Raw genomic sequence first — 25,192 nt, 5'->3', positions numbered from 1 at the left:
CCGCTCCCGCCGTGAGGCGGGAAAATGACTCGGGAAAATTCTCAGCCCTTGATCGTGCCGCGCCGCAGGTCGCGTGCCTTGGTCAGGATGATGTCTTCCAGCTTCTGCACGGTGGCAGCCGCGACCGGGGCATCGACCCACTGGCCGTTCTGCGAAACCTGGCGGCTGGCGGCCACGCGCACGGCATCGGCGCGCAGATCCTGGTCGAGGATCGAGACGGTCACCTTGACCCGCTCACCCGGCTGGCGCGGGTTGGTATACCAGTCGGTCACGATCACGCCGCCGTTGCTGTCGGTCTGCAGCAGCGGCATGAACGACAGCGTTTCAAGGCTGGCGCGCCACAGATAGGCGTTGACGCCGATCGTGGTCACCTGGCTCGGCGCGATTTCGGCCTTGGCGTGGCGATTGTGATGGGCGCAGCCAGTGATCGCAACGGCCAGCGCACCCAGCGCGATTCCGCGGGCAACAAGATTGGAAATGCGATGGGTCACAGGCGTATCAGTCCTTGCTGGCGGCGAAGCATTGGCAGCCCTGCCGTAATTGGCCGCGTTTGGCAGCTTGCCGGCGCCTCTATCACTGCCGCGTCACACCGGGCAAGCGACATTGAAGGCGCGCCTAATGGCCGCAGCATCCGTGAACGGTAGATGAATTGCGCCAGAGGCTGTGTGTATTGCGCAACAGTTGCGCGAGAAGATTCAAAAATTTCACGGGACACTGGAAACTTCGCCCCTGCAAACGTATGTTACACGAAAGAAATCAAGAAAGGCCCGGAATTGCGCGAGTCCCGCGCTACCGGGCTCGCTGGGGCGGAATGGAAAGGGTTTTGAACATCATGGCGGGCAATCGCAACAACGATCGTGGGAAGGGTGGCAAGCGCCGCTTTGCTCTGCGCGCGCCGTTGCTGGCCGGCGCCGTGATCGCGCTGGGCGTGCTGGCCGCCCCCACCGTCAGCAGCGCGTTTTCCAGCGGCTTCGCCTCGCACCCGGTCAGCCTCGCCGCACGCGGCAGCATCGGCTCGTTCACGCCCGCCACGATCGATCCCCGGCTTGCCGAACAGATCACGGTCCGCGCGCTGAGCGGTCGTCTGTTCCGCTTCACGCCCGCCGGTGACGGCAACCGTCCCGATCGCTCGGTCACGGTCGCGGTACGGATCGACAACGACAACGCGCATGTCGCGTCGGTGCGCAACGTGCTGGCGACGGCGGCGACCGCGCCGGGCGTGGCGCCGATCCGCATCGCACCCACGGCGTACAACCTGGGGCTGGCGCGCGGCTATCAAAGCTTCGCGATCGAGACTGCGCTGCCCAAGGATATCCAGCGGATCAAGATGGCCGATCTGGCCACGTTTGGCGCGGGCAAGGGTGCTGCGGTGCAATCGGGCGGTACGCCGGCGCGGTTCGCGCCGCAGATCGAACTCGACGAAAAGTCCAAGCCGGGCCGCGCGCCGCGCACGCTTGAAGGGCAGGGCGATTATTCGGTCGATGTCGGCGGCAGCTATCGCCTGTCTCGCAACGTCAAGCTGACCGCAGGCTTGCGCTATTCGGCCGACCGTGACCGGATCGTGCCGCTGACCGATGGCAAGAAAGACAGCCAGGCGGTCTATGTCGGAACCCAGTTCCGCTTCTGATCGCGTTCAGGCGATTGGCACCCTGCCGATTTCGGTCGGCTCCCCGACGGGGATTATACTTTTTCCCTATGTTCTGCCATTTCGGACGGATGGCGCTTGTCGGCATCCGCCTTGCGCCGTAGCCTGTCGGGCGAGAGGCTTGAAAGGGGAAAACCATGGCACGAGTAGCAATTGTTACCGGCGGTTCCAGGGGCATCGGCGAGGCGATCAGCCTGGCCTTGCGCGACGAGGGGTTCACCGTCGTCGCCAACTACGCCGGCAATGACGAAAGAGCCAAGGCGTTCACCGCCGCCACCGGGATTCCGACGATGAAGTGGGATGTCGGCGATCATGAGGCGTGCCTTGCGGGTTGCCAGCAGGTCGCGGAGCAGTTCGGTCCGGTCGACGCCGTGGTCAACAATGCCGGCGTCACGCGCGACGGCGTGCTCCACAAGATGAGCTTCGAGGACTGGAACGATGTCATGCGCATCAATCTGGGCGGATGCTTCAACATGGCCAAGGCGACGTTTTCGGGCATGCGCGAGCGTGGCTGGGGCCGCATCGTCAACATCGGTTCGATCAACGGGCAGGCGGGGCAATACGGCCAAGTCAACTATGCTGCAGCCAAATCGGGCATCCACGGCTTCACCAAGGCGCTGGCGCAGGAAGGCGCCAAGTTCGGCGTGACCGTCAACGCCATCGCACCGGGCTATATCGATACCGACATGGTGGCGGCGGTGCCCGCGCCGGTGCTGGAAAAGATCGTCGCCAAGATCCCCGTCGGCCGCCTCGGCCAGGCGAACGAGATCGCGCGCGGCGTGGCGTTCCTGTGCTCGGAACACGCCGGCTTCGTGACCGGATCGACGATGAGCATCAACGGCGGGCAGCACATGTACTGACCGCCGTTGCGGGTCTATTCCACGAAGATGCCGGTGACCTTGTAGACGCCGTCTTCCTTTTCCAGCGCGAGGGTTTCGGTCGCGCTGGCGCGGTTGGCGAAGCTGCTGCGAAACCTGACGATCCACTGGCCGTTCGGCGGCGCGGGGACGAAATCGGCCCCGGCCAATGTGCGGCTGCGCAGAAGCCCAAGCGGCGGATAGACCTTCTGCGACGCTTCGGCCCACAGCGTCTCGCTGTTGATCTGGTGGAAGGACTGGGCGGTGGCGCGATAGCTGCGCGACCAGTCGCCGGCATCGACCAGCGACAGGAAGGCGCGTGCTGCCTCCGTCGCGGCGGCCTGATTTGCCGTCGCGGGCGCTTCGGCAGATGTGGCGGCTGGCGCAACCGGGTCGGCTGCAGGGCTGGACAGGGCGGCAAGGGCGTAGACGGCCAGGGCAAGGGTCATGACGGTTCCTCCGATCAGCCAGCGGCGGCGCCCCGTTGCGCTGCCGGACTGGTGGCTGGCGACGGTCTGCGCGTCGCCCTGCGCCGGGGCATCCCCCAATGGCTTGTCCCCCAGCGATTGGGGGGCGTCGAGCTCGGCCTCGCGCAGCTGGCGAGCCGCCTCGCGACTGCTGGATACGGACATCTTGCGCCGCGCGTCGCGCAGTCGCTCGTTCACGGTATGCACCGAAAGCCCCAGCTCTCGCGCCATGCTCTTGGCGTCGTGGCCGCTCACCAGCAGGCGCAAGGTCTGCTTTTCCTTTTCGGTCAGCGCTCGATAGTCCTCGGTCATGGCCACGATGTAGGGTCGCAGTAAAATGCGGGCCACCCCGAATTATTCGTATCCAGCCAGCAAGGCGGCGGCGTAGGCTGTGATCGATGACCAGCCTCTATCATCCGCCCATGAAGCGTTCGGTCGAAATTGCCGGGCACAAGACCTCGATCAGCCTGGAGCCGGTGTTCTGGGACATGCTGCGGGATTGGGCCGAGCGCGAGGGCGTGCCGGTCAATGCGCTGGTGGCGCGGATCGATGTCGAGCGAATCGCCAGCCCGACCCCGCCGGGCTTGGCCAGCGCGATCCGCGTCTGGCTGGTGGCGCGGTCGCGCGAGGCTGATGCCGGGTCCTAATCCCCGCCGACGCGCTCGATTTCGGCACCCAGCAGCGCGAGCTTTTCTTCCAGCCGCTCATACCCGCGATCGAGATGGTACAGCCGGTGGACTTGCGTTTCGCCCTCGGCGGCGAGCCCGGCGATGACCAGGCTCATCGAGGCGCGCAAGTCGGTCGCCATGACTTCGGCGCCGGTCAGTTTGTCCACGCCGTGGACGATCGCGGTGCGGCCCTTGGTTTCGATATGCGCGCCCATGCGGTTCAATTCCGGCACGTGCATGTAGCGGTTTTCGAAGATCGTCTCGGTCAGCACGCTGGCGCCATCGGCCTTGCACAGCATTGCCATCAGCTGCGCCTGCATGTCGGTGGCAAAGCCGGGATACGGCGCGGTCGAGAGGGTCACGGGCCGCAGCGGGCCGTCGGCGGCGACGTACAAACCGCCGGGAACGGGCTCGACATGAACCCCGGCATCACGCAGCGCCTGCACGGTGGCTTCCATTTCCTCGATCTTGGCGCCCTTCAGCGTCACTTCGCCGCCGGTGATCGCCGCCGCGCAGGCATAGCTGCCCGCCTCGATCCGGTCGGGCATGACCATGTAGGTCGCGCCGTGCAGGCGGGGAACGCCGTGGATGGTGATGTCCGAGGTGCCGATGCCCTCGATCTGCGCGCCCATCGCCACCAGCAGGTTGCACAAATCGACGATCTCGGGCTCGCGCGCGGCGTTGTGCAGCGTGCTTTTGCCGTTGGCGAGCACCGCGGTCATCAGCGCGTTCTCGGTCGCGCCGACCGACACCACCGGGAAGCTGTAGCGCCCGCCGGGCAGCCCGCCGTCGGGCGCGCGCGCGCGGACGTAGCCCGCCGCCATCTCGATCTCCGCGCCCAATGCTTCGAGCGCTTTGAGGTGCAGGTCGATCGGGCGGTTGCCGATCGCGCAGCCGCCGGGCAGCGACACCGTCGCCTCGCCCGCACGCGCCAGCATCGGGCCAAGCACGAGGATCGAGGCGCGCATCTTGCGCACCAGTTCATACGGCGCGACGGTGCTGGTCAGCCGCGTGGCCTGCAACGTCATCACCCGGCCGAAATCCTCGGGCCGCGATCCGGCAATGGCGGTCGATATGCCGAACTGGTTCATCAGGTGCTGAAAACCGTCGATGTCGGCCAGGCGCGGCAGGTTGCGCAGCGTGACCGGCTCGTCGGTCAGCAAGGCGCAGGGCAGCAGGGTCAGCGCAGCATTTTTGGCGCCCGAAACCGGAACGGTGCCCGACAGGCGCTTGCCGCCACGGATAATGATCTTGTCCATCAGAGGCGTTTAGCCAGTTTGGGTTCGCGTGCAAGTGCACCACATTCGACAGCTTGCGCAGCGCCCGCTAAAGCCTTTAACTGCACCGCAACATACCACTGGCAACAGGGCCTTCATGACCGATAAAACTGTGCGCAAGCCGATCCGCAAGGCCGTGTTTCCCGTCGCCGGCCTCGGCACGCGGTTTCTTCCGGCGACCAAGGCCATCCCCAAGGAAATGCTGCCGATCATCGATCGCCCGCTGATCCAGTATGCGGTGGACGAAGCGCGCGAGGCGGGCATCGAGCAGATGATCTTCGTCACCGGGCGCGGCAAGACCTCCATCGTCGAGCATTTCGACGTTGCCTACGAACTCGAGGCGACGATGCGCGACCGGGCCAAGACGCTCGACGTGCTCGAGCCGACGCGGCTGAAACCGGGTAACCTCGTGACCGTGCGCCAGCAGGTTCCGCTCGGGCTGGGCCACGCGATCTGGTGCGCGCGCGGGATCGTGGGGGACGAACCGTTCGCGATCTTCCTGCCCGACGAACTGATGATCGGCGAACCGGGCTGCATGAAGCAGATGGTCGAGGCCTACAACGAAGTCGGCGGCAACCTCATCAGCGTGCTCGAAGTGCCCGAGGACGAAGTGTCGAGCTATGGCGTGATCGCGCCGGGCAAGACGCTCGACATCATGGGCGGCGCGCTGACCGAAGTCACCGGGCTGGTCGAAAAGCCCAGGCGCGAGGAGGCGCCGTCGAACCTGATCATCTCGGGCCGCTATATCCTCCAACCCGAAGTGATGCGCACGCTCGAAGGCCAGGAAAAGGGTGCGGGCGGCGAAATCCAGCTGACCGACGCGATGGCCAAGATGATCGGCACGCAGCCGTTCCACGCGGTGACATTTGCCGGCCGGCGCTTCGATTGCGGCAGCAAGATCGGCTTCGTCGAGGCGACGCTGGCGCTGGCGCTCGAACGGCCCGACATGGCCGACGAAGTGCGCGCGATGGTCAAGCGGCTGGTGGGGTAGGGCCGGGCATTTCCCGCACCCGCCCCAGCCGCCAAAGCCGGTTGCCGAGCGACTGCCAGCGTCCGCAACTTCTCTAACTTCTCCCGTATCGCGCACGGAATGTTTTCTGCCACGAGTCGCAGCGGTGACGGCGAATATCGTTGTCGGGCAAGGGGTTGGGCGAGATTGCAGCATCGCGGCGATGATAGCGCGGGCGGGGCTTGTAGGAAATGCGGCGCGATATGCTGAAGCTGTCGTCGGGACACGGTGTTCCGTGTCCCCGCCAGTAAGTAAAGTATCACCATAACCAAGCGCACCTTGGCCGCAACACCGTTGAGTTCGACTTCCGCTTCAACTCCCCCACCATCACCAATGGCGAGCGCGCCGATGAAGCCTTGAAGGACATCGACGGCAAGCGCCTCACCTATCGGCGGACTGACAGGCTCGCCACCTGATCACTACAAGCCACCCCGCCAGATTGGGGAGAGGCGCAAGCGCCGGACAAGCGGTTAACTGACTCGACTCTTGCGCGAATACTACCCACCATTCGCCTGTACCGGGAAGCACTCGCCCTAGACCAGCGAACACGTGGATTGGTGCAAGGCGAAGCCAAAGGAACAGAAAGGGCGTGTCTGGACCTGCAAGGGCCACCAGATGCCGCCGCCGGGCAAAACGGGCGTCTACGCTGCCGCCGAGCGCGTTCCAATGGAGTCTACTTCGCTTCATCATGAGTGGCTCATGACCATGAATGGTGAGTCCGTCATCCGGTGAACGGGGGCTTATCCGTTCGTCCGGGGCCTAACCGCAAACCCTTTCGGGCCAGCGGCGCGTCGCGGCTCGGGGGATCATCCAATGAAAACCCGAACCACGGTAACGTGGAACATTGATGTAACCGTCCACAAATGCCTCTGGGCGCTAGTGGGCCTGATCACCTTGTTTCTTGCGTGAAAGGTTGGGGCGGGCTTCGGCCCGTCCCGGCTTACCCTCCGTGGTGTGCTGCTTCGGCGGGGTCCGCAGCATCCGCTCTAGAACCTAGTCCTCTTTCGTTTGATCGGTGTCAGTCATGGAGCATCCCCTCGACTTAGCCAAGTCCAGGCTTCGCATAGCAGAGAGAGCGATCCAATCCCTCGGGCAAGCGGCAAACTTTGAGGAATTTTCGGACCATTGGCACGTCTTTTTACTAGGTTTCCACGGCGTATTCACCGTGTTCAACGAGGCCACGCCGCCATCCAAAAAAGCCGAAAACTGGCTGGGACGGAAAAACGCCGAACGTCGCCGAGATGGTGTCGTCCAATACCTATACGAAGCCCGCAATGACGAGCATCATGGCCTAATTCGATCCGTCACAATGTCAGGCGGAGAGCACCTGTACAAAGTTTTGCCAGGCCAACGTATTTTGCCACCCGATCCTAGCCTAGGGCGTTGGTTCGCTTGTGACGCTGATACAGGCGTCCCATTGGAAATCGTCGCATGGCAGGGTCCGGGTCCCGCACTCACCGAAGTGCGGAACAGAGATAGGCAAAAGATATATGGCGCGCCGATCTCACACAAAGGGCAGATAATACAAGATTTGTCCCCTCTCCACGTCGGAGAGACCGGTCTCGCTTGGATCATCCAGATGGTAACTGAAGCAGAGACTCACTTTGCATAGCAACGAATATTCGGCCGGCCATGCGCGAAAGGTCATCGCCCAAATACGCTTCCGATAGCACCTCGACACCTGCCTCAATCATTGCAGGAGTAATCTCTACGTCAGTGAAGCTTCGGCCTGTCCCGAATCCTGCGCCACGTCGAATTTGCTTTCTCGAGTATATAATTGCCATAATTTCTCAGCACTTGCATCGCTTGAACCAGCCGGTTTCGCATGGCGGTTCTCCTTGGGTCGGCAGGGACACGGAATACCGTGTCTCTGGGGCAGGGTTAACAGTTACGCGGTCGCCTGGGCTCTCCGTTCGACCCCCAGCCACGTCAGCTTGCGCCACAGCGCTTCGAGCGGGCCTTGCCCGAAGCGCGCCAGCCACCATTGCGGCCATGCCAGCATCGCCGCCCAGCCCAGCACCACGAACAGCGGCAGCGCGGCGCGCGGGGTGGCGTCGGCCAGGCCCAGCCCCCAGCCGCAGAAGATCGCGCTCATCGCGATGGTGGTGCCGATGTAGTTGCTGAACGCGGTGCGCCCCGCTGCCGCGATCCGCTGCGCCAGGGCACGGTGCGCAAGGCGTGGCCACAGCAGCACCAGCGCGGCAGCATACCCGGTCGCCACCAGCAGGTGCGGCACTTGCGTCCAATGGTTGATCGCGTCGAACATCGCGCGCGGCGGAAAGTCGTGGCGCCACAGCCAGCCGAGCAGCGCCAGCGTCATCGCGCCGCCCGCGCCGATCCCGATGATCGCGGTGCGTTGCAGCGCACGGCGGTTCCAGCCGCCGGCAAAGAACCCGCTGATCTGCAGCGCCATGCCGATCAGCATCAGCGGCAGCGTCTCGCTGAAGGTGATCTGCGCGACATCGAGCGGTTGCGCCGGGCGTTGCTGCCAGCGGGTTTGCGCAGCTTGCGCAAAGCCCTGGTGCAGCACGCGCTCGTCATAGGTGACCATCCCGGCGATGCGCGCGGTCATCGCCGCTTCGTCCGCGCGCTCGTTCGGCGTGGCGGTGCCCGCCAGCACGCGCTGCTCGGCGGCAATGCCCGGAAGGCCCGCCGCGCTGCCCAGTCCGTGTGCGCCGATGAACAGCACCAGCCCCGCCGCCGCCAGCGCGCCTGCGGGCAGGCGCCGCACCACCAGCGCCGCCGCGCCGCACACGGCATAGGCGAACAGGATGTCGCCCCACCACAGCAGCAGGTAGTGGAGGTAGCCGAACGCGGCGAGCCACAGCAGGCGGCGCGCCTGCATCAGATCGCCGTTGCGACCGCGCCGCTCCGCCGCAGCGATGAACAGCATCATGCTCGCCCCGAACAGCAGCGTGAACAGCGCGCGCATCTTGCCCTCGAACACCACGAAGGCGAACGCGAACCATGGCGTTGCGCCGGGTTCGGGGTGGGGCAGGCGGGGGGAATAGGACGCGACCTCTGGCCCCCAGAACCCGGTCACGTTGATCGCCAGGATGCCCAGGATCGCGCAGCCGCGCACGAAATCGAGGCTGGCGATGCGCGCGGGCGCCTCGCCCGGGGCGGACGGCGGTTCGATCAAGCGTGCGGCGATGTCGGCGCTCTACGTATCATCAGGGCTTGACCATCATCAGGGCTTGACTGGCAGGCACACGACCGAGGCGGCTTTCAGCGCGGCGCAAGTCCGGTCGGCATCGGCCTGGCCGGCAAAGCCGCCCGCCTGCAGCCGCGTGACCGCGCCGCCGGGTACGTCGATGCGCTCGTGACCGGCGAGTTCCGCGCGCTTGCCGACCCGCGCCCACAGCGCGTCGGCGTTCGCGCGCTGCCCGAACGCGCCCAGCTGGACGCGCCAGCCGCCGCCGGAAGCGGGGATCGCCTTGGCCGGGGCGGTGTGCATCACGGGCATCGGCGCGGCGGCCGCGACGTGCGGTGCCGGCGTTTCTGCGGCCCGGCCCGGCACGCGAATGTGCTTGCCGCCGCGGCTGTCTTGCGAGGACACGGCCACCGGGTTGGCATAATCGGCGCCTGCCATGACCGGCGCGGGCGGCGGCGCAACCTCGGGCATGCGCGTCAGCCCGGTTTCGGTCGACGGCGGCACCGGCGTGGGAGCGACCGGTGCGGGCACCATGGAAGGACGGATCGGCGACGGGCGGATCGCAGCAGGCGCGGCGCCTTTCACGCCCAGATCCGCCGACGCGAGCTGGCGGTGGCGGGTGGCATCGGCCTGCTGTTCGAGCTGGGCCGCCATCGCCACGCCTTCCTGGCGCTGGTCGAGCGGGATGATGGTGTCCATCGTGGCGAGGCTGGTGGTCGCCTGCGGCAGGCCCATCGACGCGGCGCGGCTCATCAGTGCATAAGCGCGGACCCAGTCCTTGGGCACCATGTCGCCGTTGAAATGCGCGATGCCCAGCACGTATTGCGCGCGCGGCTCGCCCCGTCCGGCCGAAGCGGTCAGCCAGGGCATGGCTTCCTGCCGGCGCCCGGTCTGGAACAGCAGCAGGCCATAGTTGTCGCCCGCCTGCAGGTGGCCCTGTTCGGCGGCGCGGCGGTACAGTTCTTCGGCCTTCTTGAGATCGAGCGGCACGCCGCGCCCCATCTTGTACGCCTGCGCGAGATTGAACTGCGCATCGGGATCGCCGGTGGCGGCGGGAACCTGCCATTGCTTGATCGCGGCGGCATAATCGCCGTGCGACCAGGCATCGACGCCGGTCTTGACGTCGGCGCGCGCGGTGACGGCGCATCCCACTGCGCCGGTTGCAGCCAGCACAGTCGCAGCGAGCATGGTCGCGGTATGGCGCATGTCTTGTCCCTTTGCGCACCGGCACGGGCGTGCGCGGTGGTTAACCCGAATGTCCGGCTCCACCCGCCGTTTGATCGCAAACGACGGCAACGGGCACCCCCACATGCAAACTGCCATAGTCAATCAACGATTAGCAAAGCCTTTATCGCGCCAGGAACGGGCCGGATTTTCGCTACGGCATGCGACAAAAGCGCACGATCCGCTTCGAGGTTAACCAAAAATTTAAGGTCATCTGCGATTGCCCTGTTCAGGCGCTTTGGCTTCAGGGGGTTGATTTGCGCGTTTTGGCATTGGCTTCACAAAAAGGTGGTTCGGGCAAGACGACCCTGTCGGGTCATCTTGCGGTCCAGGCGCAACGCGCCGGCGCCGGCCCCGTCGTGCTGATCGACATCGATCCGCAAGGTTCGCTGTCGGATTGGTGGAACGAACGTGAAGCGGAATATCCCGCGTTTGCGCAAACCACGGTGGCCCGGCTGGCCGCCGATCTGGCCACATTGCGCCAGCAGGGCTTCAAGCTGGCGGTGATCGATACCCCGCCCGCGATCACCATGGCGATCCAGTCGGTGATCTCGGTCGCCGAACTGATCGTCGTGCCCACGCGCCCCAGCCCCCACGATCTGCGCGCTGTCGGCGCCACGGTCGATCTGTGCGATCGCGCCGGCAAGCCGCTGATCTTCGTGGTCAACGGCGCCACGCCCAAGGCCAAGATCACCGCAGAGGCCGCCGTCGCGCTGTCGCAGCACGGCACCGTCGCCCCCATTACCCTGCACCACCGCACCGATTTCGCGGCGTCGATGATCGATGGCCGCACCGTGATGGAAGTCGATCCCAACGGCCGTTCGGCCAACGAGATCACTGTGCTGTGGAACTACATTTCCGAGCGGCTGGAAAAGAACTTCCGCCGCACCGTGTTCGCGGCACCGGGTTCCACGGCTCCGGCGGTCGGCGCGTCACGCTCGCTGGGTGCGATCCGTCCGGGCGGTGGCTTCGGCCGCCGCATCGCCGGCTCTTGAGCGAAAGGGCCGACAGATGAACGAACCCAAGCCTTTCGCATCGCTCTCGCCCTCGCTGCTGGCGCGCAAGGGCGCTGCCCGCCCGGCGATGCGCCCGCAGCTTCAGCCGCTGAGCTTCCACGAGAAGAATGGCGGCGGCTTCGCCACGGTCGCGGCAACCGCCAGCCATGACGACAGCCACGAGGATCTCGGCTGGAACGACATGGGCGAGGATCGCCCCGAACCGCACCAGCTCGAAACCCTCCGGCCCGAGGCTGCCAGCCAGGCTCCTGCCGACGTGGTCGTGGCGCTGGCCGCTCCGACCGCCGACGACAAGCGCCCGTCCGATGGCCCGTTGTCTGATGGAACGGTGATCAAGCCCGAAGTGCTGCGCCAGCTTTCGGCGCTGGCCGAATCGATCGCGGCGGCACCGGCCGACCAGCCTTCGCGCAACTTGCGTTCGGCGCTGAAGGAAGGCCGCCGCGCCGCCTTCACCTTGCGCGTCGATGCGCAGCGCCATCTGCGGCTGCGGCTGGCCTGCACCTTGCAGAACCGCAGTGCGCAGCTCGTGATTATCGAGGCGCTCGACCGCCTGCTGGATGAATTGCCCGGGCTCGATGAGCTCACTCGCCGCGTCAAGCGCGGCTGAACCGATTACCCAAGGGGGGACCGACCGATGCAGACCGCTTCCAAGTCTTTCGCCGGCCAGCTGATGGCGGCGCCGCGCATGATGAAGTTCGCTGTTACGACGGCGCTCGCCGCCGGCTTGCTGACCGGCTGCGCCGCAGCGGGCGGCGCCGGGCACCCTTCGAAGTTCGCGGCCGGGGCGCAATCGGCGCTGGACCACGCCAAGATCGAAAAGGCCGTCTCGCTGGCCGAACAGGCCGTCACCGCCGAACCGCGCAACGCGCAGTACCGCTTGCTGCTGGGCAACGTCTACATGCGCGCGGGCCGGTTCGTTTCGGCGCGCCAGGCGTATGACGATGCGATGCAGCTGGGCGACGATTCGCCGCGCACCGCGCTCAGCCTTGCGCTGTCGGACATCGCGGTGGGCCATTATCCGCAAGCGGTCGATACGCTGCACACCTACCGCGACACCATTCCGGCCAGCGATTACGGCCTCGCGCTGGCGCTGGCCGGGCAGACCAGCCAGGGTGTTGCGGTGCTGTCCGACGTGCTGCGCGGCGGTGAAAACACCGGCAAGGTGCGCCAGAACCTCGCGCTGGCCTATGCGCTCGACGGGCGCTGGAACGAAGCGCGGGTGATGGCGTCGCAGGACGTGACCGCCGACAAGCTCGACGACCGCATCCGCGAATGGGCGATGATGTCGCGTCCCGAAGATTCGCAGAAGCGCGTCGCCTCGCTGCTCGGCGTGCCGGTGCGCGGCGATGAAGGCCAGCCTGCCGCATTGGCGCTGTCCACTTCGCCGACGGGCCCGGCGTCCGCCGCGCTCGGGGCTGCGCAAAGCGATGGCCAGTCGGCGCCGGCGCTGGCACAGGCCGCCAGTCAGGAACTGCCCGCGACCGAACAGCCCGCCGCTGCTGCAGCGCCAGCGCCCAGCCTCAACGCCACACCTTCGACCCAGCTGGCCGCGCTCGACCTGCCGCCGGCGTCGCAGCAGGTGACCGCGCCCGCGCCGCAGGAACCGGCGCCGGAGATGGCCACGCCGGCTCCGGCCTATCGCGTGCAGGGTGCCTATATTCCCGCCAACCCGATGCGGATCCAGCCGCGTACCGCGCACACGCGCGGCGCAGCACCCGCTCCGCGCACCGTGGCGATCGCCGCGACGCCGGATCGCAGCACGCATCTGGTCCAGCTGGGCGCATTCGCTTCGGCCGATGGCGCCAAGCGCGCCTGGCGCCACTTCGCGCGCCGCAACCCGGCGCTGGCCAACTATCGCAACGTGACCACGCAGGCGACCGTCAACGGCCAGCAGTTCTGGCGCGTGGCCGCCGGTGGCTTTGCCGGGGCTTCATCGGCCCAGTCGCTGTGCCATTCGGTCAAGTCGCGTGGCGGCGCCTGCCTCGTGCTCGCCGCGCCGCATGATCTGCGCCCGGTGATGCCGTTCCAGGCCCAGGTCGGCAACGCGCGCCGCAAGTAAGGCTTTACCGGCAGGACCGGCTGGCAGCTGTCAGCCGACCCTGGCGCCGCCCTTGAACAGTTTGGTCACGCGGCCCTCCACCGGGCGGCGATCGAACGGGGTGTTGCCGGCGCTGGCCGCCATCTTGTCCGAATTGACGATCCACGGGCGCACCGGGTCGATCAGCGCGATGTCTGCTTCGGCACCCACCGCCAGCCGCCCGGCCTCGACGCCGAGCAGCGCCGCCGGGTTGCCCGCGATCAGCGCGAACGCCCGCGCCATCGATATATGCCCATCGCGCACCAGCGTCAGCGTCAGCGGCAGCAGCGTTTCCGCGCCGGCCATGCCCGGTTCGGCATCGGCGAACGGCAGGCGCTTGTCCTCCGGCCCGCGCGGATCGTGGCCCGATGCGATCACGTCGATCGATCCGTCGGCGATCCCCGCGATCACCGCCTGCCGATCGGCTTCGCTGCGCAACGGCGGCGACATCCGCGCAAACGTGCGGAAATCGGCGAGTTCGAGGTCCGACAGCATGAAGTGGGCGGGCGTCACCCCGGCGGTGATCCGAGCGCCGCGCGCCTTGGCGGCGCGCACCAGCGCGATCGATCCGGTGGTGGTCACCTGCCGGAAATGCAGCGCCGCACCCGCCAGTTCGGCCAGCGCGATGTCGCGCGCAACGGCCAGTTGCTCGGCTTCGGCCGGGGCGGAGGGCAGGCCCATCCGCGTCGCCATTTCGCCCGCCGTGGCCACCGCATGGCCCGCCAGCCCGGCGTCTTCGGCGTGGCTGACCACGGTCAGGCCCAGCATCGCGCAATAGCGCAACAGCCGCAGCATCACCCCCGAATCGCCGATCCAGCGCCGCCCGGTGGCGACGGCGCGCGCACCGGCGTCGCGCATCAGCGCCAGTTCGGCCAGTTCCACGCCCTCGAGCCGCTGCGTCGCGGCGGCCAGCGGATGGACCCACAAGTCGGGCTTGCCGCTTTGCGCGGCGAACCGCACGCGCGCCGGATGGTCGAGCGGCGGACCCTGGTCGGGCATCAGCGCGGCGCGGGTGATCCCGCCGAAATGGAACGCCGGCTTGTCGATCGCGAACACGCCCAGATCGACCAGCCCGGGCGCCACCAGCAGCCCGCGCGCGTCGATCACTTCGTCGCCATCGTGCGGGGTGACGTCGCCCACGGCGACGATGCGGCCATCTTCGCAGCGGATCGCGCCCGCGCGCGGCTCGCCTTCGGGCAGGACCAGCTTGCCGCCGGTTATCGTCAGCGGGCGCGGCGTCATGGCACGTCGCCCCATCCCGCCACGTTGCGGCTGCGGCGGGTCAGCACGTCGAGGCAGGCCATGCGCACGGCCACGCCCATCTCGACCTGCCGGGTGATCAGGCTGCGCGTGGCATGATCGGCGACCTGGCTGTCGATCTCGACCCCGCGGTTCATCGGGCCGGGGTGCATCACCAGCGCCTGCGGCTCGCAACGCGCCAGCCGGTCGACGGTCAGGCCGTACAGGTGGCGATATTCGCGCGGGGAGGGGATGAACTGGCCCTGCATCCGTTCCTGCTGCAGGCGCAGCATCATGACCACTTGCGCGCCCTTGAGCGCGGCATCGAAGTCATAGGTCGGGGCCACGCCCATCGCCTCGATCCCCTCGGGCATCAGCGCGGGCGGGGCGCAGACGGTGACATCGGCGCCCAGCGCGGTCAGGCACAGGATGTTCGAACGCGCGACGCGGCTGTGGAGCAAGTCGCCGCAGATCGTCACCTTCAGGCCATTGAGGTCGCCGCCCGCGCTCGACCAGCCCCATTGCTCGGCGGCGGCGTGGCGGATGGTCAGCGCATCGAGCAGACCTTGCGTGGGGTGTTCGTGCTGGCCGTCGCCCGCATTGAGCACCGGGCAATCGACTTTGTCGGCGATCAGCCGCACCGCGCCCGAACTGGCGTGGCGGATGACGATGGCATCGGCACGCATGGCGTTGAGCGTCATCGCCGTGTCGATCAGCGTTTCGCCCTTCTTCACGCTCGATTGCGCAGCGTGCATGTTGACCACGTCGGCGCCCAGCCGCTTGCCCGCGATCTCGAACGACAGCAGCGTGCGCGTGGAATTCTCGAAGAACGCGTTGATGATCGTCAGGCCGCGCAGCAGGTCCGCGCGCCTGTGCGGTTGCGTGAGCGGTTGCGCGCCATGCGGCTGACGGTTGTGCGCCACCCACTGTTCCGCCTCGTCGAGCAGGTAGAGGATTTCGTGCCGCGCCAGCTGGCCGATGCCGGTCAGGTCGCGGTGGGGAAAAGCGAGGCCGCCCGCAGGATAACGGCCGCTTGCGGCCGGGCCCGTCCGGATGGTTCCGGCGGCCGCGGGGGTTTCGTTCTGCATCGAAGACCACGCCCTAGTCGCCACCCCCCGCTTGCTCAAGCGCTTTCGCCGTTCGGGTCCGGCATGGACCCGGCCGTGGGAATTGAACTCGTGGGAATTGAACTGGCGCGGCGTGTCGCGCTCCCATAAAGATCGCGTCATGACCTTTGCCCGCTTCATCTGGAAATCGCTCGTCGCCATCAAGGACGGGCTCGTGCTCGTGCTGTTGCTGCTGTTCTTCTGGGCGATCTACGCCGCGCTGACCGTGCGACCGGGCGGCGGCATGGTCCGCGAGGGCGCGCTGTACCTGCCGCTGGAAGGCCCGGTGGTGGAAGAACGCACCCGGATCAACGCCACCCAGCTGCTGATCAGCCGCAACGGCCCGCGCAAGGAATACCAGGAACGCGACCTCGTCCGCGCGATCGAGGGTGCCGCCACCGACCAGCGGATCAAGGCCGTGGTGATCGACCTCGAAAAGTTCGGCGGCGGGCGGCAGGTCCACCTCGCGCGGATCGGCGAAGCGATGGACAAAGTCCGCGCCGCGAAGAAGCCGGTGCTGGTGCGCAGCAACTATTATACCGATTCGAGCATGCTGCTGGCCGCGCACGCCAGCGAGGTGTGGGTCGATCCGATCGGCGGCGCGGTGATCTCGGGCCCGGGCGGGACCAACTTGTATTACAAGTCGCTGCTCGACCGGCTGAAGGTGAAAGCGCACGTGTTCCGCGTCGGCACGTTCAAGAGCGCGGTCGAACCCTATATCCGCGACGATGCCTCACCCGCCTCGAAAGAGGCGCTGGGCGCGGTCTATGCGGCGGTGTGGGAAGCGTGGCAGGCCGATGTCCACAAGGCGCGACCGCAAGCCGACATCGCGCTGGTGACCGGCGATCCGGTCAAGTGGCTGGCGGCGGCGGGCAACGATTCGGCGCTGGCGGCAAAGCAGGCCGGGCTGGTCGACCAGATCGGTGACAAGGCGGCGTTCGGCGCGCGCGTGGCCAGGATCGTCGGCGCGGAGAGCGGCGCGACCGCGGGCACGTTCCGCTCGACCCAGCTCGGCGCCTATCTGGCAGACCTGGGCGAGCCGCACCCCGGCAAGGGCATTGCCGTCGTCACCATCGCCAACGAGATCGTCGATGGGGATGCCGGGCCGGGCATCGCTGGTGGAGACCGTATCGCCAAGCTGCTCGATGACGCGGCGCTGAAGGATTACCCGGCGCTGGTCGTGCGGGTCGATTCGCCGGGCGGCTCGGTGCTGGCCTCCGAACGCATCCGCGCCGCGATCGAGCGATGGAAGGCCAGCGGCAAGCCGGTGATCGTGTCGATGGCCAATCTGGCGGCGAGCGGCGGGTACTGGGTATCGACGCCTGCCAGCCGGATCTTTGCCGAACCCGCGACGATCACCGGATCGATCGGCATTTTCGGCATCGTCCCCAGCTTCGAGGACACGCTGGCCAACTGGGGCGTCCACGCCGACGGGGTGCGCACCACGCCGCTGTCGGGCCAGCCCGACCTGTTCGGCGGGCTGACCCCGCAAGTCGAGCAGATCGCGCAAGCCGAAATCGAGCAGAACTACGCCCGCTTCCTCGGGCTGGTGGCCAAGTCGCGCAACAAGACTCCGGCCGAGATCGACAAGATCGCGCAAGGCCGGATCTGGGATGGCGGCACCGCGCGGCAACTGGGACTGGTCGACCAGTTGGGCGATCTCGACGATGCGCTGGTCTTTGCCGCCGGCGCGGCCAAGCTCGCGCCGGGCGCATGGCATCCGGTGTTCCTGGGCAACAAGCCCGATACGCTGACCAGCGTGATCGAACAGGCGATGGGCAAGAACGTCGATAGCGACAGCGGCAGCGACGATGGTTCGGCGGGCGACATCATCGCGCTGGCGTCCGCGCACCAGCGCGGTCTTGCGGCGCAGCTGGACCATGACCTGTCGCTGTTGCTGTCGGGGCAGGGCGCGCAGGCGTACTGCCTCGAATGCGCGGGCGTGGCGACCACCAACGGCGCCGTGCCATCCGCCAAAGGCTGGCTGGGACACATCCTCGCCCGGTTGCTGGGCTAGGCGGGACGCTTCAATCGGGCGGCGGCGGTATCTCGGACGGCGCGCTGTCGGGCACATCGCTGTCGGGCTGGGGCGGCTCGAATTCGGGCGGTTCGCTGCCCGGTGCCTCGTTCGGCTGGGGTCCCTCGGGCATTTCGGGCGGCGATTGCGGTTCGATGGTGTCGGGAATCGGCGGTTCGGGGATGCTGGCCATGTCGATAACTCCGTGGAAATCACCGGGAAAACGCGTGCCGAGACCTAACAGTTCCGCCAGATCCGCGCACTGTTCCAAGCGGCTTGCCCTTTGCGAGGCGCTTCGATAGAGGCTGCGCCCTGCTTTTCGCGGGTTCGCGGGCGTGGCGGAATTGGTAGACGCGCTGGTTTTAGGTACCAGTATCGCAAGATGTGGGGGTTCGAGTCCCTTCGCCCGCACCAGCCGCCCCGGCCGACAACCGCACCCTAACACGTCTGAGAAAGTTGGAATTCAGGATGCAGATCGTCGAAACCGCCAACCAGGGCCTGAAGCGCGCCTACACCGTCAAGATCCCCGCCGCGGATATCGCCGCGCGCGTGGACGGCGAAGTGAAGAAGATGGCACCGCAAGTGCGCATGCCCGGCTTCCGCCCCGGCAAGGTGCCGGTCAACCTCGTGCGCAAGATGCACGGCCCCGCGCTGCACCAGGAAGCGCTCCAGACCTCGATCCGCGAGGCGATGGACCAGCTGGTGCGCGACAACAAGCTGCGCCCCGCGATGCAGCCCACGATCGAGCTGGGCGGTGGCTATGAAGAAGGCCAGGACGCCGAAATCGCCGTCGCACTAGAAGTGCTGCCCGATGTCGCCGCGCCCGACCTCGACGGGCTCAAGCTGGAAAAGCTGGTCGTGCCGGTCACCGATGCCGAAGTCGACGAAGCTGTCGGCCGCATCGCCGGTGGCCAGAAGCGCTTCACCGACGCCGAAAAGGGCACCGAGGCCAAGGACGGCGATCAGCTGATCATCGATTTCCTCGGCAAAGTCGACGGCGTCGCCTTCGAAGGCGGCACGGCGCAGGACCAGCCGCTCGAAATCGGTTCGGGCCGGTTCATCCCGGGCTTCGAGGAACAGCTGGTCGGCGCCAAGGAAGGCGACGAGACGACCATCACCGTCTCGTTCCCCGCCGATTATCAGGCCAAGGACCTTGCGGGCAAGGACGCCACGTTCGACATCGTCGTCAAGTCGGTGAAGAACCCGGGTGAAATGGTGCTCGACGACGAGTTCGCCAAGATGCTCGGGCTGGAAAGCCTCGACCAGCTCAAGGGCCTGCTGCGCGGGCAGCTGGAACAGGAAACCGCCGGGCTCACGCGCACGCAGATGAAGCGCGCGCTGCTCGATCAGCTGGCCGCCGGCCACGATTTCGACGTGCCGCCCTCGATGGTCGAAGCCGAATTCGACCAGATCTGGCAGCAGCTGAAGCAGGAAGCCGACGGCGAGGAAGATCCCGCTGCCGCGATGGCCGAGATCGAGGCCGAGAAGGACGATTACCGCAAGATCGCCGAACGCCGCGTGCGGCTGGGGCTGCTGCTGTCGGAAATCGGCCAGACCAACAATGTGCAGGTCACGGCGCAGGAAATGGACATGCTGATCCGCCAGGCGGCGCAGCAGTACCGTGAAGCCGATCGCCAGCGCTTCATCGACTACGTCCGTTCCGAACCGCTGGCCGCCGCGCAGATCCGCGCGCCGCTGTATGAGGACAAGGTGGTCGACTTCCTGTTCGACAAGGCCGACGTCACCACCCGCGAAGTGACCAAGGACGAACTGCAGGCCGCGATCGAGGCCGATGGCGACACCGCTGGCGCCGGGGGCCACGTCCACGGCCCGGATTGCGATCACGATCACGATCACGATCACGGGCACGATCACAAGCCCGCCGCCAAGAAGGCCCCGGCCAAGAAGGCGGCGAAGGCGGCCGAACCAGAGGCTGCTCCCACCGAAGCCGAGGCAAAGCCTGCCAAGAAGGCTCCGGCCAAGAAGGCCGCCAAGGCCGACGACGTGGTCGCCGCTGACGAAGCTCCGGCCAAGAAGGCTCCGGCCAAGAAGAAGGCCGCTGCGGCAGACTGAGCACGGCGCGGTCATCGGCCGCACGCTCTGCCGACTCCAAAAATGGGGCGCGTCGCAAGGCGTGCCCCTTTTTTTGTCCATCATGTGATCGATTGCACAGTTTTGGGACGAACCGTTACCTGAAAGCGACGACTGCCGGGACCCTCCGGTTCCGCCCGGCGCCGCGCTTCGCTAACACCGCGTCACGGGAAAATAATTTTCGGGTCGCGGGGTTCAAGTCTTGGCTATCACGTTTTCACGGCTGTTTGGCCGTGGCTTTACTGCAACCGTGAGCCAGGTGCTCAGGCGGCACCATGTCCTGTTCGCGATGTTCGTTGCGATGCTGGCCGGTGCCGCCCCCCAAACAGCTCTCGCGCGACTCCAGTGCGTGCCGTATGCCCGTGAACATTCCGCAATCAACCTGCACGGCGATGCGCGCACCTGGTGGAACCAGGCCGCCGGTGTCTACGATCGCGGCAGCCGTCCGCGCATCGGTGCGGTGCTGGCGTTCAACGGAACCCATGCGATGCGCGCGGGCCACGTCGCGGTCGTGCGCAAGATCGTCGATGATCGCCACATCCTGCTCGATCACGCCAACTGGTCGCGCCCCGGCATGATCGAGCACGGCGCGTTGGCCGAAGACGTGTCGAGCGCCGGCGACTGGAGCCTGGTCAAGGTGTGGTTCGCGCCGATCCATGCGCTCGGGCTGCGCCCCAACCCGGCGCGCGGCTTCATTTACGGCGATCGGCCGGGCAAGGCCGATCCCGCCGCAGACGACCAGCCCGAAGGCAATATCGTGCTGGCGTCGGCTGCCGGAGACGGCCCCGGCGGCAACGCGCGCCGCTAAACGATCCCCTCGGGGCGATTGATTCATCCCCAATGGGTTAATGCCCTTGAACATCGGGCATGGGCGCGCGACATAGGCGCCGCAACGCAAAGAGGGATTTCATGCTCGATCTGTTCGGCGCTTCCGGCGCAGGCGCCTATGGCGCACAAGGTAAGTTCACGCACGATCCGGTCACCGGCGCGCTCGTTCCCGTGGTGGTCGAGCAGACCAGCCGGGGCGAACGCAGCTTCGACATCTTCAGCCGCCTGCTGCGCGAACGCATCGTGTTCGTGACCGGAGAGGTCGAGGACAACATGGCCTCGCTGATCGTGGCGCAGCTGCTGTTCCTGGAAAGCGAGAATCCGTCGAAGGATATCTCGATGTACATCAACTCGCCCGGCGGCGTGGTGACGGCGGGCATGGCGATCTACGATACCATGCAATACATCCGCCCGCGCGTGTCGACCGTGTGCATCGGCCAGGCGGCATCGATGGGCAGCTTCCTGCTCGCCGCGGGCGAGCCGGGCATGCGCATCGCCCTGCCCAGCGCGCGAATCATGGTGCACCAGCCGTCTGGCGGCGCGCGCGGCATGGCGTCCGACATCGAGATCCAGGCGCGCGAAATCCTGCGCATCCGCGCGCGGATGAACGACCTGTATGTCAAGTTCACGGGCAAGTCGCTGGAAGAGATCGAGAAGGTCATGGATCGCGACACGTTCCTCGAAGCCGAGGAAGCCAGGGCGTTCGGCCTGGTCGACAAGGTGTTCGAATCGCGCCCCGCTGCTGAAGCTACCGGCGGTGCGGAAGGTACCGGCGGCGCGCCCAACGCCTGATTCTTTCCCCCGTACAGGCGCTTAAGCTTTGCGAAAGCGACTGTGCGGTAGGGCTTTTTTCGCTTTGATCGTGTCAGGTTGATTAATGGCCTAAGGCTATTAGGATGGCCAGACCCGTCTCCCGTGGGGAGACGATTGGGACTCAAGAATGACCAAGCTTTCCGGATCGGATACCAAGAGCACCCTCTACTGCAGCTTCTGCGGGAAGTCGCAGCACGAAGTGCGCAAGCTCATCGCCGGGCCGACCGTGTTCATCTGCGATGAATGCGTCGAACTGTGCAACGACATCATCCGCGAGGAAACCAAGGCCGGCATCGCGGGCAAGAAGGATGGCGGGGTACCCACCCCGCGTGACATCTTCGCGACGCTGAACGACTATGTCATCGGCCAGGACCGCGCCAAGCGCGTGCTCTCGGTGGCGGTCCACAACCACTACAAGCGGCTGAAGCACAGCGGCAAGGGTGGCGAGGTCGAGCTGTCGAAATCGAACATCCTGCTCGTCGGGCCGACCGGATCGGGCAAGACCCTGCTCGCGCAGACGCTGGCCAAGACGTTCGACGTGCCGTTCACCATGGCCGACGCCACCACGCTGACCGAAGCGGGCTATGTCGGCGAGGATGTCGAGAACATCATCCTCAAGCTGCTGCAGTCGAGCGACTACAACGTCGAAAAGGCGCAGCACGGCATCGTCTACATCGACGAGATCGACAAGATCAGCCGCAAGGCCGAAAACCCCTCGATCACGCGCGACGTGTCGGGCGAGGGCGTGCAGCAGGCGCTGCTCAAGCTGATGGAGGGCACCACCGCATCGGTGCCGCCGCAGGGCGGGCGCAAGCATCCGCAGCAGGAATTCCTGCAGGTCGATACCACCAACATCCTGTTCATCTGCGGCGGTGCGTTCGCGGGGCTGGAAAAGATCATCGCCGATCGCCTGCAGAAGCGCTCGATCGGATTCGGCGCGCACGTCGCCGATCCGGACAAGCGAAAGGTCGGTGAACTGCTGCAGAAGGCCGAACCGGAAGACCTGCTCAAGTTCGGGCTGATCCCCGAATTCGTCGGCCGCCTGCCGGTGATCGCCACGCTGGAAGACCTCGATATCGAGGCGCTGGTCAAGATCCTGAAGGAACCCAAGAACGCGCTGATCAAGCAGTATCAGAAGCTGTTCGACTTGGAAGACGTGGCTCTGACGTTCACCGACGATGCGCTGGAAACGATCGCCAAGAAGGCGATCGAGCGCAAGACCGGCGCGCGGGGCTTGCGCTCGATCGTGGAAAGCATCCTGCTCGACACCATGTTCGACCTGCCGACGACCGAAAACCTCTCGGAAGTCGTGGTCGATTCGGACGTGGTCGAAGGCCGCAAGGAACCCGTCCAGGTGCTCAAGGGCGACAAGGACAAGGAAGCCAGCGCGGCTTGATCTGACCGATCCGGTTAAAGTAGTTCGACGAAAAAGCGCTCTGCAGTAACTGATTGTTATTTGAGGGATGGTTATCTCGTGCATCTGGTGATGCGCGAGAGGCTATCCATGTTCGAATCCGAAAAATCTTTGTCGAAATCTTTGGTAAGACACTGGAAGCTGATTGCTTTAATTTCGGCCCCTTTGCTTTTGGGCGCTGCTACAGCGGCTGAAAACAGCGATGGTCGGTTCACGCGTCTTTCGCTGAGCGGCGAGGGATATTCCGAACAGGTTGCGGAATTTGTGTCCGTCAACGCGGCAACGATGACCTGGTCACGCAGTGCCTCATCAGCGATGACCGACAACGCGCAGGGCATGAGTCGGCTTCAGGCCCGACTTGAGCAGATGGGGGTCGCCAAGGCAGACTTTCGCACCTCTGACTTCAGCTTTCAGAAAGCGCGCGATCCGGACGAACACGATGGCCAACCCGCCGAAGGGTTCGCCGTCCGTCACCGCTTGTCCATCGTGATCCGTGATGCCGACAAAGCGGGAAAGATCATGGATGCCATGGTATCTGCCGGGGTACAGGATCTTTCGGTTAACCGCTCTTGGGGATATGCGGATCATATCGACGCCGCAGCACTGCAAAGCGCCCGCGCCCTCGCGATCAAGGACGCCATGACCAAAGCCAACGACTATGCCGTAGCCTTGGGAATGAAGGTTCGCAGGGTTGTTTCGGTGGAGGATCGTTCGGCCTACGCCAGCGACCGGCCCAAGCCCGCGATGAGTTTCGCGGCTGATACGGCTTCGACCCCGATACAGACTCGTCCTCAGGCGGTGCTGGCATCCGTGGGTGTAGAGTTCGAACTTGAAAAGTGACTGACGCGCTCGCGTTCGCAAGCGGCTGAACACCCCTTCACCGCCGCGCGGGCGGTCCCCTTCCCCATTCCTGCGGAACGGGGAGGATCCTAGACCACTTCCTCGGCTACCAGCTTGCAGGTTTCGTCGGCGGCGATCTCGACTTGCACGGTCGCGTGGCCGATGCCGAAATCGTGTTCGAGTTCCCCCGCCAGATCGTGCAGGAACGCGTCTCCGGGATGGCCCGTGGGCATCACGAGGTGCGCGGTCAGCGCGGTTTCGGTGGTGCTCATCGGCCAGATGTGCAGATCGTGGACGGCGGTGACGCCGGGCAGCCTGCACAGGAATGCGCGCACCTTGCCCTCGTCGATCCCGGCCGGGACGCCGAGCAGCCCCAGCTTCAGCGATTCCTTGAGCAATCCCCACGTGCCGATGCCGATCACCGCGACGATGGCCAGGCTGGTGACGGGATCGATCCATTTGGCGCCGGTCCACGCCATCAGCAGCCCCGCCACGACCACACCCGCCGAAACCGCCGCGTCGGATGCCATGTGCAGGTAGGCGCCGCGGATGTTTATGTCGTGTTCGCGGCCCCGCATGAACAGCAGCGCGGTGGCGGTGTTGACCGCGATCCCGACCAGCGCGACCGCGATCACGGTGCCGCCGGGCACCGACACGGGTTCGAACAGGCGGCGGATCGTCTCGACCAGGATCGCGCCGATCGCCACCATCAGCAGCGAGGCGTTGGCCAGCGCGGCCAGGATCGAGCTGGACTTGAAGCCGTAGGTAAACCGCGCCGAGGGCGGGCGCGCCGCCAGCACGCTCGCCGCCCAGGCGATCACCAGCCCCAGCACGTCCGACAGGTTGTGCCCCGCGTCGGCCAGCAACGCCATCGATCCGGTCAGCAGCCCGAAGCCGGCCTCCACCAGCACGAATCCGGCATTGAGCGCGATGCCGATCGCAAACGCGCGGCCCCGGCTCGCGGGCAGCCCGTGGGCATGACCGTGGTGCCCGTGGCCATGATGCCCATGATCGTGATGACCATGATCGCTGGATTGGCCGCCTGTGTGTGTCTCGTTCATCGTGCCTCGCTAGCGGTGCGCGATCCGACAGGCCACAACGATTTGATATTGCATTGCGGCAAAAAAATCGGGTGCGTTGCGCGGGTGCAACATCGCTAACAATAGTTCAGAAACTTGCGGTTTCCGGTAACTTTACAGTTACAGACGCAACCATTCATGGCGTTCTGTTACAGATCCTGCGGCTCGTCCGTAGCCGAACCGCAACCCCGTCATGCGCTTGTAACATCCGGGCCGTTTTTGCGCCGGGCAAGCGCGGCTAACTGCTGTTCCTGCGAACCGGACGGGGGTGATTCACGGGGGCGGTCGATTGGCCGTTGAACCATGCCTTTGCCTGGTGAAGCCAATGTAATCGTTCGCGTTTTCCACACAATTCCTGCCAGCAAGCAAGC

Annotated in this window: 22 protein-coding genes and 1 tRNA gene; 14 read left to right on the top strand and 9 right to left on the bottom strand. The window is 66.0% G+C overall.

The features are described 5' to 3' along the window. Window positions 1-41: 41 nt before the first annotated feature. A complete protein-coding gene (locus NL2_RS13845) occupies window positions 42-440 on the bottom strand; it encodes a DUF3576 domain-containing protein (protein WP_439646900.1) in 399 nt (132 codons plus the stop codon). A gap of 392 nt (window positions 441-832) precedes the next feature. On the opposite strand from NL2_RS13845, the gene NL2_RS13840 reads away from it, so the two are divergent. Further along, window positions 833-1,627, top strand: a complete 795-nt coding sequence (locus tag NL2_RS13840) for a hypothetical protein (protein WP_084356090.1) — start codon at window positions 833-835, stop codon at window positions 1,625-1,627. A gap of 155 nt (window positions 1,628-1,782) precedes the next feature. Then, window positions 1,783-2,505: an acetoacetyl-CoA reductase gene (gene phbB, locus NL2_RS13835; RefSeq protein WP_068076254.1), complete on the top strand. Its 723-nt coding sequence runs from the start codon at window positions 1,783-1,785 to the stop codon at window positions 2,503-2,505. Between the two features lie 14 nt (window positions 2,506-2,519). Here phbB and NL2_RS13830 read toward each other — a convergent pair whose 3' ends face one another. Beyond that, window positions 2,520-3,281 (bottom strand): helix-turn-helix domain-containing protein, encoded by a 762-nt coding sequence (locus NL2_RS13830; RefSeq protein WP_068076252.1) that lies wholly within the window; start codon window positions 3,279-3,281, stop codon window positions 2,520-2,522. Between the two features lie 86 nt (window positions 3,282-3,367). Here NL2_RS13830 and NL2_RS13825 point away from each other — a divergent pair, with 86 nt between their 5' ends. Then, the gene (locus tag NL2_RS13825; protein ID WP_068076248.1) at window positions 3,368-3,616 is read left to right on the top strand and encodes a ribbon-helix-helix domain-containing protein; all 249 of its coding nucleotides are present in this window, start codon (window positions 3,368-3,370) and stop codon (window positions 3,614-3,616) included. Here the strand turns inward: NL2_RS13825 and murA are convergent. Next, the gene (gene murA / locus NL2_RS13820; protein WP_068076246.1) at window positions 3,613-4,896 is read right to left on the bottom strand and encodes a UDP-N-acetylglucosamine 1-carboxyvinyltransferase; all 1,284 of its coding nucleotides are present in this window, start codon (window positions 4,894-4,896) and stop codon (window positions 3,613-3,615) included. The two genes, NL2_RS13825 and murA, sit on opposite strands and share 4 nt — an antisense overlap. Before the next feature lie 115 nt (window positions 4,897-5,011). Here murA and galU point away from each other — a divergent pair, with 115 nt between their 5' ends. After that, a complete protein-coding gene (gene galU / locus NL2_RS13815) occupies window positions 5,012-5,905 on the top strand; it encodes a UTP--glucose-1-phosphate uridylyltransferase GalU (RefSeq protein WP_068076244.1) in 894 nt (297 codons plus the stop codon). A gap of 1,906 nt (window positions 5,906-7,811) precedes the next feature. Here the strand turns inward: galU and NL2_RS13810 are convergent. Both NL2_RS13810 and NL2_RS13805 read right to left on the bottom strand, forming a co-directional pair. Then, window positions 7,812-9,065 carry a DUF418 domain-containing protein gene (locus tag NL2_RS13810; RefSeq protein WP_245647689.1) on the bottom strand — a complete coding sequence of 418 codons (1,254 nt, stop codon included), beginning with the start codon at window positions 9,063-9,065 and terminating at the stop codon, window positions 7,812-7,814. A 48-nt stretch (window positions 9,066-9,113) separates the two neighbouring features. Beyond that, on the bottom strand, window positions 9,114-10,283 hold the full coding sequence (locus tag NL2_RS13805) for an SPOR domain-containing protein (protein WP_068076243.1): 1,170 nt from the start codon (window positions 10,281-10,283) through the stop codon (window positions 9,114-9,116). A gap of 275 nt (window positions 10,284-10,558) precedes the next feature. On the opposite strand from NL2_RS13805, the gene NL2_RS13800 reads away from it, so the two are divergent. From NL2_RS13800 to NL2_RS13790, 3 genes are read left to right on the top strand one after another with little or no spacing between them, the layout of a single operon-like run. After that, on the top strand, window positions 10,559-11,296 hold the full coding sequence (locus NL2_RS13800) for an AAA family ATPase (protein ID WP_068076241.1): 738 nt from the start codon (window positions 10,559-10,561) through the stop codon (window positions 11,294-11,296). 16 nt (window positions 11,297-11,312) lie between these two features. Further along, window positions 11,313-11,924 carry a hypothetical protein gene (locus NL2_RS13795; protein ID WP_068076239.1) on the top strand — a complete coding sequence of 204 codons (612 nt, stop codon included), beginning with the start codon at window positions 11,313-11,315 and terminating at the stop codon, window positions 11,922-11,924. Window positions 11,925-11,951: 27 nt separating this feature from the next. Next, on the top strand, window positions 11,952-13,376 hold the full coding sequence (locus tag NL2_RS13790) for an SPOR domain-containing protein (RefSeq protein WP_068076237.1): 1,425 nt from the start codon (window positions 11,952-11,954) through the stop codon (window positions 13,374-13,376). Window positions 13,377-13,406: 30 nt separating this feature from the next. Here NL2_RS13790 and NL2_RS13785 read toward each other — a convergent pair whose 3' ends face one another. Continuing rightward, entirely contained in the window at window positions 13,407-14,636 is a 1,230-nt protein-coding gene (locus tag NL2_RS13785; protein WP_068076235.1) for a dihydroorotase, read from the bottom strand. Continuing rightward, window positions 14,633-15,721 carry an aspartate carbamoyltransferase catalytic subunit gene (locus tag NL2_RS13780; RefSeq protein WP_068076234.1) on the bottom strand — a complete coding sequence of 363 codons (1,089 nt, stop codon included), beginning with the start codon at window positions 15,719-15,721 and terminating at the stop codon, window positions 14,633-14,635. Before NL2_RS13780 ends, NL2_RS13785 begins: the two co-directional genes overlap by 4 nt. A gap of 139 nt (window positions 15,722-15,860) precedes the next feature. Here NL2_RS13780 and sppA point away from each other — a divergent pair, with 139 nt between their 5' ends. Continuing rightward, entirely contained in the window at window positions 15,861-17,756 is a 1,896-nt protein-coding gene (gene sppA, locus NL2_RS13775; protein WP_068076233.1) for a signal peptide peptidase SppA, read from the top strand. A 10-nt stretch (window positions 17,757-17,766) separates the two neighbouring features. On the opposite strand, the gene NL2_RS13770 is transcribed toward sppA, so the two are convergent. Next, window positions 17,767-18,027 carry a hypothetical protein gene (locus NL2_RS13770; RefSeq protein WP_369405459.1) on the bottom strand — a complete coding sequence of 87 codons (261 nt, stop codon included), beginning with the start codon at window positions 18,025-18,027 and terminating at the stop codon, window positions 17,767-17,769. Between the two features lie 58 nt (window positions 18,028-18,085). Between NL2_RS13770 and NL2_RS13765 the strand changes: the two genes are divergently transcribed. The 6 genes from NL2_RS13765 (at window position 18,086) to NL2_RS13740 (ending at window position 23,742) form a co-directional block, all read left to right on the top strand. Continuing rightward, window positions 18,086-18,170 (top strand) — tRNA-Leu (locus NL2_RS13765). A gap of 54 nt (window positions 18,171-18,224) precedes the next feature. Further along, a complete protein-coding gene (gene tig, locus NL2_RS13760) occupies window positions 18,225-19,829 on the top strand; it encodes a trigger factor (protein WP_068076229.1) in 1,605 nt (534 codons plus the stop codon). Window positions 19,830-20,136: 307 nt separating this feature from the next. Continuing rightward, window positions 20,137-20,655, top strand: a complete 519-nt coding sequence (locus NL2_RS13755; protein WP_068076281.1) for a CHAP domain-containing protein — start codon at window positions 20,137-20,139, stop codon at window positions 20,653-20,655. 101 nt (window positions 20,656-20,756) lie between these two features. Continuing rightward, complete coding sequence (clpP, locus tag NL2_RS13750) at window positions 20,757-21,467, top strand: ATP-dependent Clp endopeptidase proteolytic subunit ClpP (protein ID WP_068076228.1); 711 nt, start codon at window positions 20,757-20,759, stop codon at window positions 21,465-21,467. 148 nt (window positions 21,468-21,615) lie between these two features. After that, complete coding sequence (gene clpX, locus NL2_RS13745; protein WP_068076221.1) at window positions 21,616-22,884, top strand: ATP-dependent Clp protease ATP-binding subunit ClpX; 1,269 nt, start codon at window positions 21,616-21,618, stop codon at window positions 22,882-22,884. A 108-nt stretch (window positions 22,885-22,992) separates the two neighbouring features. Beyond that, entirely contained in the window at window positions 22,993-23,742 is a 750-nt protein-coding gene (locus NL2_RS13740) for an SIMPL domain-containing protein (RefSeq protein WP_169799513.1), read from the top strand. A gap of 89 nt (window positions 23,743-23,831) precedes the next feature. On the opposite strand, the gene NL2_RS13735 is transcribed toward NL2_RS13740, so the two are convergent. Further along, entirely contained in the window at window positions 23,832-24,803 is a 972-nt protein-coding gene (locus NL2_RS13735) for a cation diffusion facilitator family transporter (RefSeq protein ID WP_068076217.1), read from the bottom strand. Between the last annotated feature and the right edge of the window lie 389 nt (window positions 24,804-25,192).

Source organism: Novosphingobium lentum NBRC 107847 (assembly GCF_001590965.1).
GTDB lineage: Bacteria > Pseudomonadota > Alphaproteobacteria > Sphingomonadales > Sphingomonadaceae > Novosphingobium > Novosphingobium lentum.
This window is presented reverse-complemented; position numbering and strand designations above follow the sequence as displayed.